General features: G+C 63.3%; 12 protein-coding genes. 4 read left to right on the plus strand and 8 right to left on the minus strand.

Translation table 11 applies throughout. The features are described 5' to 3' along the window. Positions 1-477: 477 nt before the first annotated feature. Positions 478-642, plus strand: a complete 165-nt coding sequence (locus tag IE187_RS21345) for a beta/alpha barrel domain-containing protein (RefSeq protein ID WP_229839349.1) — start codon at positions 478-480, stop codon at positions 640-642. Positions 643-906: 264 nt separating this feature from the next. Here the strand turns inward: IE187_RS21345 and IE187_RS10520 are convergent, their stop codons facing one another. Then, positions 907-1641: a glycosyltransferase family 2 protein gene (locus tag IE187_RS10520; RefSeq protein WP_189676179.1), complete on the minus strand. Its 735-nt coding sequence runs from the start codon at positions 1639-1641 to the stop codon at positions 907-909. Positions 1642-1733: 92 nt separating this feature from the next. Next, a complete protein-coding gene (locus IE187_RS10525; protein ID WP_229839350.1) occupies positions 1734-4496 on the minus strand; it encodes a TonB-dependent receptor domain-containing protein in 2763 nt (920 codons plus the stop codon). Positions 4497-4836: 340 nt separating this feature from the next. Here IE187_RS10525 and IE187_RS10530 point away from each other — a divergent pair, with 340 nt between their 5' ends. The 3 genes from IE187_RS10530 to IE187_RS10540 are packed head-to-tail and all read left to right on the plus strand — an operon-like array spanning position 4837 to position 7864. Next, positions 4837-6153: an extracellular solute-binding protein gene (locus tag IE187_RS10530; protein ID WP_189676180.1), complete on the plus strand. Its 1317-nt coding sequence runs from the start codon at positions 4837-4839 to the stop codon at positions 6151-6153. After that, a complete protein-coding gene (locus IE187_RS10535) occupies positions 6150-7031 on the plus strand; it encodes a carbohydrate ABC transporter permease (protein WP_189676181.1) in 882 nt (293 codons plus the stop codon). Before IE187_RS10530 ends, IE187_RS10535 begins: the two co-directional genes overlap by 4 nt. After that, positions 7022-7864 (plus strand): carbohydrate ABC transporter permease, encoded by an 843-nt coding sequence (locus tag IE187_RS10540; protein ID WP_189676182.1) that lies wholly within the window; start codon positions 7022-7024, stop codon positions 7862-7864. Before IE187_RS10535 ends, IE187_RS10540 begins: the two co-directional genes overlap by 10 nt. Here the strand turns inward: IE187_RS10540 and IE187_RS10545 are convergent. The 6 genes from IE187_RS10545 to IE187_RS10570 form a co-directional block, all read right to left on the minus strand. Continuing rightward, complete coding sequence (locus IE187_RS10545) at positions 7854-8954, minus strand: ABC transporter ATP-binding protein (RefSeq protein WP_189676183.1); 1101 nt, start codon at positions 8952-8954, stop codon at positions 7854-7856. The two genes, IE187_RS10540 and IE187_RS10545, sit on opposite strands and share 11 nt — an antisense overlap. Before the next feature lie 627 nt (positions 8955-9581). After that, complete coding sequence (locus IE187_RS10550) at positions 9582-9821, minus strand: hypothetical protein (RefSeq protein WP_189676184.1); 240 nt, start codon at positions 9819-9821, stop codon at positions 9582-9584. Positions 9822-9906: 85 nt separating this feature from the next. Then, positions 9907-10497 carry a hypothetical protein gene (locus tag IE187_RS10555; RefSeq protein ID WP_189676185.1) on the minus strand — a complete coding sequence of 197 codons (591 nt, stop codon included), beginning with the start codon at positions 10495-10497 and terminating at the stop codon, positions 9907-9909. A 16-nt stretch (positions 10498-10513) separates the two neighbouring features. Continuing rightward, positions 10514-11083 carry a hypothetical protein gene (locus tag IE187_RS10560; RefSeq protein WP_189676186.1) on the minus strand — a complete coding sequence of 190 codons (570 nt, stop codon included), beginning with the start codon at positions 11081-11083 and terminating at the stop codon, positions 10514-10516. 11 nt (positions 11084-11094) lie between these two features. Continuing rightward, on the minus strand, positions 11095-11583 hold the full coding sequence (locus tag IE187_RS10565) for a hypothetical protein (RefSeq protein ID WP_189676187.1): 489 nt from the start codon (positions 11581-11583) through the stop codon (positions 11095-11097). Between the two features lie 77 nt (positions 11584-11660). Then, entirely contained in the window at positions 11661-12080 is a 420-nt protein-coding gene (locus tag IE187_RS10570; protein ID WP_189676188.1) for a hypothetical protein, read from the minus strand. Positions 12081-12214: the final 134 nt, after the last annotated feature.

Genomic DNA, 12214 nt, shown 5'->3' on the forward strand with positions numbered 1-12214 from the left:
CGGGCAACGCGTTGACGCCGTCACCCACCCTAGACGCGATCGCATCCGGAGAAGTCGTCATTGCGTTGGGGTGGTGCGGCTTTCAAAGCGTCGGGAACGGCTCCTGGCTGGCGGTCGGGACTGGCGGAGGATGAGACATAGCTGGCTCCTTCTTGGTACGGCCACCGACCAGTTTGATCCCGACTGCACCCTCTACGCGCTCATGGTGTGTAGATAGGCGTCGAAACGGGACCCCACCTGTCAGAAACGCAAGTAATTGTTTGGGAAATGGAAAGTTCGTATTCAAGGGGTCCCGATCGGCACCAATCAAGACCCCTTCCAGACCGATACTATCGTGCAAATTGCTGTATCTACAATAAGATATGGTGGGGTCTCGTGTCGACGCCTATCTACAACCCGGCGGCTCGGGCTACCCTCGCTGCCTGGCTATTTTATGCCAAGCGAAGCTTTTGCCGCAATTAACGCGGGACTAACGGCTTGAAGCTGTTCCCGGCAGAGGCAGCATCGTCGAAGACCCTCAACGCACAACGAGCGGTGATCCTGCGTAGCGTGCCGATCGTCGCTGTCGGCGGTATCACGCCTTTTACGATGTACGATAGGCGCGGATTTTTCGATGGTTTCGGGCTCGGTTCGGCTCTGTAGGAGACCGGTATGGATGCTGCGCAGGTGGGGTGTAATACGGATGCCTTCGTGTCCACTATCAATCGCGATCGAATCAAAACGCCTTTGGCGAGATGGGCTAGATTTTGATTTCGACACCGGCAATCGGCTATGGCGCTCGGGACTGGGTGCCGGGCAATCCAAGGTCAAACGATAAGCTGAAAAAATGGTAAAAGTTGCGTAGCCGCCAAAGGCGCTCAAAAACGTCGCTTGCTAAGCCCTCGCAGCATTTCGCTATCAACTTGACTAAGGCGTCAAGGCCGCGAGGTACGGGTGTGCAAGCACGCGCAGTGCGTTGCGTGCACTGATGTCGGTATCGCCGACTAAACGACTGCCCGCTACGGTGCGGTATAGCGCGACACAATGATCGATCCTCGCGAAACGGGCACCGGCTGCGGCTGCACGGGTATAGAAATCCCAGTCGTTGCAATTGTGAAAGCTGGGATCGAAACCGCCGATGCGGTCGACGACCGCCCGGGAAACGATCGACCAGCTGGGGCCAACCACCCCGCCGCTGGCAAGACCACGGCGGATACAGTCTCCATCCCAACCACATTCCGGGGCGCCGGGTGCCCCGTGCCCTTCGACGCGCGCAAAATGACCGACGACGATCTCGAACGCGCCATGCCCGGTGCCATCGAGCAACGCCTGCGCCGCGCCCAGCAGCCAGACGTCGTCGCTGTCGAGGAACGCGATCCAGGGCGCGCGCGAAAGCCCCGCGCCGGTGTTGCGTGCCTGGGACGCGCCGACATTGCGCGGCAGGACGACTGCCTCGACACGGTCGTGCGTCGCCGCCAGCGCGCGGATGATGGCGGCACTGTCATCGGTTGAGCCATCATCGACGACGACTACGCGCTGTGGCGCAGGGTCCTGCGCCAGGACGCTCTCGACCGCGTCGGCGACGACATGCGCGCGATTGTAGCAGGGAATGACGACGTCGTAGGTCGGGCGCGAAGTATGGGTGAGCGGGGCAAGGTCCATTCCCTTTCCTGTGCCAGCTGTGTGCGAGTGATCAAGCGGCTTGATGCCTCCGGCAACTCCCGATCCGCCCATCACCAACGGCTTGGGACAGCTTATCGAAATTTGCCCGTACGGATTTTTACCCCTGTGTAGAGATAGCGTCCTATGGCAGAGATCGGCTGGTTGATCGCGTTGCCCGGATCGGGCTTCTGGTCGGTTAGGTTCTGTACGCCGGCATAGATCGAATAGGCGCGGCCGACGTCAAGCGCGATCTGGAGATCGTGCTGCCATAATTCCCTGTAGCGCAGCTGCGCTGCCGGCGCGTAATTGGGGTCATTGTCGGTGGTCAGCTTGTCGACCGTCCGCGTCGCGTCCGCCCAGCGCAGATTGTAGCCGATCGTGAGACCGCCGCGCGTCCAGCTCGGCGAGAAGTTAAAATTGAACTTCGGCGTGCCCGGCTGATCGACATTGTCGGTGGGTGCCGCGCCCGGCGTCCCAACGAATTCGAGCCGGTTGAGATATCCGCCGACCAACCGGAAATCGAATGTCCCGAGCTTGCCTGCCCGAATGACATAATCGATGTTCAGGTCGGCCCCTGCGGTGCGGAAGCGCGAGACATTCTGCGGCTGGACCGAATAGTTGCTTATAATTCCGGTCCCTTGCGTCCGCGAGATGGCGGCACAGAACGGATTGGAGACCGAGGGTTGATCGACGCACAGCGACGCGAGTTGCGAGGGTGCAGGTGTACTAATCGCGCCCCGCAGATCGATATCATACCAGTCGAGCGACGCTGTCAGCCCGCGCAGGAAACGCGGCCGCAGCACAACGCCAGCGGTCCAGGTTCGCGCCGTCTCGGCCTTGAGTGCTGGATTGCCCGAGCGCGTGCCGACGACGTTGCTGGCGGTCTGCAGCGCCGGCGAGATCGCCGCGCCCACTGCCGATAGGACGGCCGCGCAATTGGCTGCGCGATATTGCGTCCCGTGGCCCAGCTCATTGGGCGAGCAAGGGTCGATGAAGAAGTTCGAATCCCCGCTAAGCGGCTGGAACAATTCCCCGATGTTGGCCGCCCGCACCGCTTCGCCATAGGAACCACGGAAGCTGATGTCGCGGATCGGGGCGTAGACGCCGTTGACCTGCCAGGTGGTCGTATTGCCGATCGTCGAATATTGCGAGAAGCGGTAGGCCGCGGCGACCGAGAGCGTCTCGGCAAGACGCTGGCCCTTGAAGATCGGCGCGTTCAACTCGCCGAACGCCTCCTTCACGTCGAAGCTGCCGCCCGACGGGACGACCAGCGTCGGTTCGGTGAAGGCGACGAAGCGGTTGTTGATGAGATTGTCGCTCGGATCGAACGCGCTCGTCTCTTTGCGATATTCGCCGCCGACCGAGAATTGCACGGCTCCGCCGGGCAGGGCGAAGAACGCGCCGAAATCGCCGCTGATCGACGCGTTGACGACCTGTTGCGTGATCCGCGCGAAGCTGGTGTCGTCGGTTTGGAAATAGCGCAGCGCCGCTGGGCTGATCGGCCCCGCACCGAACAGGCTGACCGGAACGCAGCCCGGGTTGCCGCCGGTCAGGTTGGTACGGCAAACCGGCTGGCCGGTGGTCGGGCTGGTCACGACATCGAGCGCGGCTCGGTAATTGACGTCGAGCAGGTTGTTGAGCTTGGTGATATCAACGTCGGTGCGGCCATATTCGAAATATGCGTCATAGGTAGCATGGCTGCTGATGCGCCCGGTGACGTCGAACACGCCGCGATAGGTACGCCGCAGGTCGGTTTCACCATGGCGTCCATAATCGATATTGTCGCGCGTCACCGCGACCTGCGTCTGACCTGCGGCCAGCGCCGCGGCGCGGATCGATTGCGGTACGAACGGATTGTCGAGCGTGATCGGCGCGCCATAGGTGCCGATGTAATAATCGAAGGTGGTCGCTTTGGTCTGCGCGAACTTGGCTTCGACCGAGACCTTGAGTGCATCCGAGACGTCGTAATGCCCGAGCAGGTTGACGTCGTGTCGCTCGATCCGCGGCGCGAGGTCGCCCGAGTAGAAGCCGGCCACGGGGGTATCGTCACCCCCGGTCGAATAATAGGCCGCAGGCGTGCCGGGCTGATAGGGCTGGCCGAGCCCGTTGAAATTGGGCGTGCCGCTCCCCGTCGCATCGACCGCGCCGATCGGTGATTCGTTGGGATAGCGCAGGTTGCCAACAAGAATGTTGTGTGGCGCCGACGGGTTGGTCGCCGCCGCGTCGTTGGGGATGAGATACTGCCGCTGGTCGGCACGCAGATAGGCACGATCGTCATTCTCGAGCCGGTCGTCGGCGTTATATTCATAAGCCAGCGTGAGATTGGCGCGGCCGCCTGCGAAACTGTGCCCGGCCGCAATCGAGGCAAAGCGGTTGCCGGCGTCGCCGCGCGATGAGATGCCGAGCTGTCCGCGCGTCGCGATCCCGTCGAAATCGCGCTTGAGGATGAAATTGACGACGCCCGAGACGCCGTCCGCGCCGTAGACCGCCGACGCCCCGCCGGTCAGCACGTCGACCCGCTCGATCAGATCGGTCGGGATGCTGTTGATGTCGACCGCGGCGCTGTTGGCCTCGCCCGCGACATGGCGACGGCCGTTGACGAGGACCAGCGTCCGGTTGGTGCCGAGGTTGCGCAGGTTGAGTTCGTTCAGCCCCGCCGCACCGAACGGGTTGGAATAGACCGCATTGCCGCCCGAGGTCTGCGTGGAGTCGCGCGATCCGGTGAGCGCGGGGACGCGCTCGAGGAAATTGGTGATGTTAGTATTGCCCGACTGCTGGATCGCCGCCGCGGTGAACGAGGTGATCGGGTTCGGCGCGGCGAATTCGGCGCGCGCGATGCGCGAGCCGGTTACCACGATGTCGTTGCCCTCCGCTGCGTTGGGGGCGACCGGTGTGGAAGCTGGCGGTTGCTGATCGGTCGCGGAACCGTTCGATGCAGCGCTTGGAGGCGGCGGGGCGAGGACGGTTTGCGCTTCAGCGACTGAGGTCCCAAGGAAGAATGCGGTGCCGGTTAACAAACAGCGGCGATACACAGCCAGTAACATCAAATACCCCTTCTACACGCGGTTTTTGCCACCCGGCGATGCATCCGGGATGGCCTCGGCTTTGATTGATGGTTTTGCCGCTGAACCGCCTTTTGCGGACCTTACCGTATCGAGAGAATGATCCGAATCAAAAAATTCATACTCTTTGCTGTTGGCGAGCCAGGAATGGGGGCATACCCTCGTCGAAGTGCCATACCGAAAATACGATATACCGACTTTCGACACGCTCATCCAACGCCGCACGCTGCTCACTCTGGGTGCCGGCCTTGCGCTCGGCGGATGCGGCGCGGCCGTGCCGGGGCTGCGATGGTGGGCGATCGGTGCGCTTGGCGAGAATGCGCCCGAGCTGCTCCCAGCGTTTCGCACGGCCACCGGCGTGGCGGTCGAGGTCCAGGCGCTGCCATGGACCGGCGCGCATGAAAAGCTGCTCACCGGGTTTGCCGGCAATTCCCTGCCCGACGTGATGATGCTCAACAGCGCCTGGCTACCGGAGTTGACGCTGATCGGCGCGGTTGCGCCGCCCGCAGCCCGTTCGTCGCTGCTCGCTGATCACGTCGCGGGCGCGGTAGCATCGGTCGAAGTTGCGGGGCGGGCGATGGCGGTGCCATGGACGGCGGACAGCTGGGTACAATTCTATCGCCGCGATCTGCTCGCGGCGGCAGGCTATGCGGCCCCGCCGCTCGTCTGGAGCGAATGGATGCAGATGGCGCGCGCGATCAAGCGCCGTCAGCCCGACCGCTTCGCGACGCTGCACCTGCTCGACTGGCCCGAACCATTGTTCGCCTTTGCCGCGCAGCAGGGGGTGCCCTTCCTCCGCGATCACGCGACGCGCGGCAATTTCTCGTCCGACGGCTTTCGCACCGCGCTCGGCTTCTACAAGGGAATCTTCGACGAACGCCTGGCCCCGGTGACGACCGGGGCCGAGGCAGGCGATACCTACGTCGCCTGGCGACATGGTCGGTTCGCGATCCTGCCGTCGAACGCAACGTCGATCGGCGATCTGCGGCGTCGCACGACCCTGCTGCCGCACGATCTGTGGGACGTCGCGCTAACCCCGGGGCCGCGCGGGGCCGGTGCCGCGATGGCGCGGGGCACCAGCCTCGCCGTCAGCCACGCCGCGCGCGACCCTGCCGCCGCATGGGCGCTGATCCGCTATCTGTGCGATCCCGCGATCCAGCGCCGCGTCTACGACATCACCGGCGATCTCCCGACGCGACGGAGCGCCTGGCGGATGCCAGAGATGCGCACCAACCCCGTGTCGGCGACCTTCGCGACGCAGATCGCACACAGCGTCGCACCACCGGCCGTTCCCGAATGGGAAAGGATCGTTGCCGAAGTTCAGCTCGTTGCCGAACATATGGTGCGTGGCGACTATGGCGTCGAAGCCGCCACGGTCGAAATGGACAAGCGGGTCGATCGCATTCTCGAAAAGCGCCGCTGGCTAGCGGAGCGGGGCCGCGCGGCATGACACGTCAGGCGCGCGCGGGGCTGGGCTTCGTTCTCCCGGTGATGATAGGCACGGTGCTCGTGCTGGTCATCCCGACGATCGGGGCGGCACTGTTGAGCGTCACCGATTTCGATATCTACGCGCTTGCCGATATCGCCAATTTGCGGTTCGTTGGGGCTGGCAACTATGCCGAATTGCTACGGATGCCGTTATTTTGGCGCTCCGTCGCGAACACCGCCCTTTTCACCGCGATCGGCGTTCCCGCCGCGATCGCCACGTCGCTCGGCGTGGCGTTGCTAATCAGTTCGGCGACGGTGCGATGGAAACCGGTCTGGCGCGTGCTCCTGTTCGCGCCCTATGTCACGACGCTGGTCGCAACCGCGGTGGTCTGGCGCTACATGTTCGACCGGCACAACGGACTGCTGAATTACGCGCTGTCGCTGATCAGTATCGCGCCGGTCGACTGGCTGGGAGATCCGCGGACGAGCATTCCCGCGACGCTGATCTTCATCGTGTGGAAGGCGTTCGGCTATAACATGCTAGTCTTCATCGCCGCGCTGTCGACCGTGCCGCAGGAACTTGCCGAGGCGGCGCGGCTCGACGGCGCGGGGGCGTGGGCGCGCTTCCGGCATGTCACGCTACCCGCGATCGGTCCGGCGTTGCTGCTCGCGGCGGTGCTGAGCGTCGCCAATTTCATCCAGATTTTCACCGAACCCTATGTGATGACGCACGGCGGCCCGGCACAAAGCACGGTGACCGTGCTGTATTTCATGTTTGACCAGGGCTTCACCTGGTGGAACCTGGGCATGGCGTCGGCAGTCGCGATGATCGTGTTCGTCGTCATCCTGCTGGTGACGGCGGTCCAGGCACGGCTGGGAAAGCGCAACGAATGGTGGTGAGCGCTGGCAGCCTGTTGCGCACCGCGCTCGTCGCCCTGTTTGCGCTGATCGCCGTGCTGCCGCTGCTGTGGATGGTCAACGTCTCGCTGATGGCGCCGGGCACCGCCGCGACCTTTCCGCCGCCGTTCTGGCCGGCGCATCCGACACTCGCCAATTATCGCGAGCTGTTGCTGCCGCACCCCGGCGGCCTGACCAGCTACCATATCCTGCCCGCGCTGGGGAACAGCGCTGTGCTTGCGTCGCTTACCACGGTGCTTAGCCTCCTGCTGTGCGTGCCGGCTGGTTATGCCTTCGCCAAACTGCGCTTCTGGGGGCGTGCGCGCATGCTCCAGGCCTTGCTCGCGCTCGCAGTCGTGCCGGCGCAGGTCGCGATGCTGCCGCTTTTTCTGATGCTCAAGTCAGTCGGATTGGTGAACACCTATGCCGGGGTGCTCGCGCCGTGGCTGGCGGGCGTTTACGGGGTATTGTTCATCCGCCAGGCGACGCTCGCGGTCCCCGACGAAATGCTCGACGCGGCGCGGATCGACGGCGCGAGCGAAGCGCGGATCTTCCTGAGCGTAGTGCTGCCGCTGCTGCGCCCGGTGGTCGTAACGCTGGCGCTGTTCGCGTTCCTTGCGAGCTGGAGCGACTTTCTGTGGCCGCTGATCGCGATCACCGATCAGCAGCATTACACGCTTCCCGTCGCGCTTGCGGCGATCAGCCGCGAACATGGCGGGGATACTGAACTGATGATGTCGGGGGCTGTGGTGACCACGCTTCCGGTCCTGCTGTTGTTCCTCGCCTTGCAGCGCTATTATTTCACTGGAATACTCGGCGGCAGCATCAAGGGGTGATCGCGCGCGGTCGGGGGTAGGCAGCACCGGCGCCATCGAACAAGAGCGCGTCCGACGCGGCGATCGCGAAGCGCAGCGTCTCGCCGAGCACGACGTGGCGGTTGTGCGGCAATTGCGCGACCAAATGGGCCGTATCGCCACCGTGTCCGAGATGCGCGAACGACAATGGCCCCAACCGCTCGAACAGTTCGACTTGCCCCCCGAACACGCCGAGCGGATCGGGATGGAGATGCTCGGGCCGGACGCCCAGCGTGGCGGGGGCATCGACCGTCGTTTGTGGGACCACTGCATCGATCCGACAGATCCCGCCATCCGGGAGCGCGACGGTTACGACGGTCGGCTCGGCGCGCACGATCCGCACGGGTAGCAAATTGATCGCCGGCGAACCGATCGCCGCGGCGACGCGGATCGAGGTCGGCGCGCGATACAGATCGAGGGGTGCGCCGACCTGCTCGATGCGACCTTGTGCCATCACGACGATCCGGTTGGCGAGCGTCATCGCCTCGACCTGATCGTGCGTCACGTAGATCATCGTCGCACCGAGGCGCTGGTGCAGCCGCGCGATCTCGTGGCGCATCCGCACTCGCAGCGCGGTATCTAAATTGGACAGCGGCTCGTCGAGCAGCAGAACCGCTGGATCGCGAACTATCGCCCGGGCAATCGATACGCGTTGCCGCTGCCCCCCGGAAAGAGTGCTCGGACGTCGATCGAGCAACGCCTCGAGCTCGAGCGTCGCGGCAACGGCGGCGACCTTGTCGGCGATCACCTGTTTCGGGAGCTTCGCCATGCGCAAAGGGAAGGCGATGTTCTGCGCGACGGAAAGATGCGGGTAGAGCGCATAAGACTGGAACACCATGGCAATGCCGCGATCCGCGGGCTCTACCGCGGTGACGTCGCGGCCCCCGATTTCAATACGGCCGGCGCTCGGCGTTTCCAGCCCCGCGATCAATCGCAACAGGGTCGACTTGCCGCATCCCGATGGCCCGATGATGACGACGAATTCGCCCGAGGCGATTGCGAGATTTGTCGAGTGCAACGCGTCTGCTGCACCGAAGGTCTTGGAAAGATGCTCTACGACAACGCTGCTCATCGGCCCGACCGTAGCCCTGACCGCAAATCGGTCAACTCGTCACGCAATATTGACTGAAGCGTTCGGTTCGATGGCTCTGGCCTATGGCAGCGAGTGAGTCATCTCGTTATGAGTATTCTCTGCCGCTCCAAGCGCTGCCAGGTGCAGTCCGAGCAAATCCGCATTCGTTCAATCTCGCGAAATCACGCTTAGAGGGACGTCCATGGTTCGCGCAGAGCGAATGTCGCCAGCCTTCGTCAAAGACCATCTTGACGATGGGCGTGCATTGCATCGCTTCGTGCCCCCCGAACCCCGCGCAAACCCGCCTGACCATCTCTGATCGTTCGACACCACTATCCTGTCAGGCGGATGTATCGAGGAGGCTTTCACCTTTGATCCGGACGATGGTTGACGAAGAATGATGGTCGAGCGGCAGTCGGGCTCGCTTCACTGGATTCAAGCCCGTCACATCCACCGCATCGTAGCATTGCCTTTGGGCTAAAGCCGGACGCTCGTGCAAGCGGGGCCGCATGAACGAGAAACCGTGTTCTGGCGCTTCGGCGAAACAGTGCGGCCCCGCGCGCGGAACGCCAGTGACTGGAGCGGCTTCCGATCCGCGCCAACCGGGACAATCCCGTTCTTCCCCGACTAGACCAAATTTGCTTCCAGAATCGTCTCGGCAAGCGGCGGAAACGCGATAAGGTCCGCGACGTTCTCCGAACGGGCAAGCAGGTTAGTGGGACAGTAGCGATCCTCGTCCCAGCAGGGATGGTCCAGGATCGGGTAGAGGGAGACTCCCTCAACCGGCAGGCCGAGCGACCGGGCAATTGTCACCTCGCGCAGTAGATCGCCAACTTCCGGCGCAAACTTGTTCGTTGTCTTGCTCATACGGGCTCCTCCTTCTCAGGAGTGGGGCCTCCGGCGAACCCGGTGTGATTCATCTCGCAATGTGGTCCGTCACTGAGTTGGCGGGTTAGCCGGCGTTTTTTTCAATGGCGATAATCCCGTTCGCCCAACGGTTCGGGTCGACGCTGATCCACTTCCCCTGCTTTATCTCATAGATCAGCCAACGGACCGACGTTAGCACGCCCGAGCGCGGCCGTGTGAGTTCGAGCATGATAAGCGCGGCCTGACCCTCGCGGGTCAGACCGTAGTCGCCGCGGTCGATGAGGGTAGTAAGCCCGAGCATGTCGAGGTGCAGCAAATAATGTTCGAACAGCGGGCGTGACCCTCCGAACACGTCGCAGATCACTCGTCGGTCATCGACCTTCTCGTGCCGGGCGGACGCCGGGCATTTGGCATTCGCCTCGATCACGGGCTGTTCGTAGCGGCGACAGTGGAGCCAGCTGAGCGTCCGTCGCATCACGTCCAGCTGCTCGTCACCGGGACCGCGGTCACCGAGTCCGACCCGGTAAAGCGCGAACGCTCGCCGCAACGACGTGTAGCGTCGGTTATCCGGCGTGATGACCTGATCATCGCCGTCACGGACTTCGTGATATACGAGCTGCCGGCCCCACATCTGAACCGGATCGTCGGTAAAGAACCAATTTGGATCGTTATACATGAGGAGGCTCGTCCGATCAGAAGTGCCGGCTGTGCTGGATCGAGCGCGCACGGCAGGCGCAGTCGTCGCGTACCACGCGGCCGTATTGGTCGATCGTGGCCCAGCCTTGCCGAGGGTCGAAGCGCGGCGCGGTCGCGTGCGCTGTGGAGGGCACTACCATCAGTTCGAAGATCCAGGCGGTGAGCTCATCGGCACCCTGACGATGCAACATGCGCGCGAACCGATCCCAGCGATGACCTTGCGTGTTCAGCCAGCCAATCATGCCTTCCATTGCGTCGATCGACTGCGTCGGCAAAGACCAGACATCGCGCCAGGCGCCCTCCCCGTCCTGCTCCTGCATGACTACGCCCGGCTTCCCGTCGAAATCAGCTCTAGCGAAGCGAACAGCGCTGCCTTCGGAGGTTGTCAGGTCGATGGCGACCAGCGGCCCCTCGCTGGCATTCAACCCGGCGCCGCCGTCCGCCGGTTTGACCTCATTATGGGTGGGCATCTGCGTCCCCCGCCGCATACGCTCGAAGAGTGTGTCGCCGGCGCGGTCGGCATCGCTGCCGTGAGAGGCAGGTGCGTACGGAATGTAATGGGGCATGTCGTCTCTCCTTATCGAGCGAACACGCGCCGCTCCGCGCGTTGGATTTTGGCGGCTCGCGTTTTTGCCGGGTCCTTCTGATCGACGATGACGGGGCGGGTTGCCTCGAGCATCGCCAGCACCGACCAGCCGAGTGGCGACAGCGCGGCATGCTTGAAGGCGGTGGCACCGTGCTCGATGAGCTCATGATGGCCGAGCGTCAGCAAATAGTGACGAAAGAACATCTCGCTGCCGCCGAACAGAAACTCGGTCATCGCGTCAGGATCGATGCGATGCAGATCCTCGGACACGCACCGCAGAGTTGCTCGCATCAGCTCGAGCTGATCCTCCTGATCCTCGCACATGCACATGTTGAGGTGCTGGCCCCAGAAGACATCGCGAACGCTGTCCCACAGGCGACCGTCCGGCGCCTGCAGAACCGTATGCGAGCGACCGACCGTAACCGGCTGCAGAGATGCGCCCCACGGGCGGACACGGGCGAGGGCGAGATCGACAGACATGACGTTCCTTTCCGCTGTTCGAAGGCAGATCTATACCGCCCCAAGCCCAGCGTCAAGTATTCGGATACTTCCCTATCTCAAAGACTATCGTTTAGTCCTGCCGTCGAAGCGAGCTCCCACAATGCGTCCTGCGGCAGCAGGCGCCGTTCGCTGATCCAGAGCCACATGCTGGCAGCGGCTGCGCCGATATCCACGACAAGTCGCTGGCCGGGATGTTTAAGCCCGGGGGGTCGGTCCCAGAGCATTGGCAGGTCTTTGCGCGCCAGCAGGCGCAGGGCCGATGATGGCGACACGGCCTGGTCGGGATCGACCAGCTCGACCAGCTCGGCAAGGAGGATGACGGCGATGAGATCGTCGGCGGAATCTCGTTGGGTGCCGTTATCGGGAGCCATGCGCGAAATCATCGCGTGCAAGAATAGCTGCTCGCCGGCACGCGCTATCGGTATAGCGACGCTGGGATTGAGATGGGCGTCGATTAGCAGCAACGCGGTGATCAAGCGACAGCATTGCTGCAGCGTATATCCGCGGCGCAGAAGAGGATCGTCCTTGATCGTCGCTGGCCAATTAGCGCGACCGATTTGCTTTAGTCGGGCGCGAAGGCGTGCCCGGGCGGTTTCGCTCAGCGGACGCG

This window comes from Sphingomonas glacialis (assembly GCF_014653575.1).
In the GTDB taxonomy this organism is placed as follows: domain Bacteria; phylum Pseudomonadota; class Alphaproteobacteria; order Sphingomonadales; family Sphingomonadaceae; genus Sphingomonas; species Sphingomonas glacialis.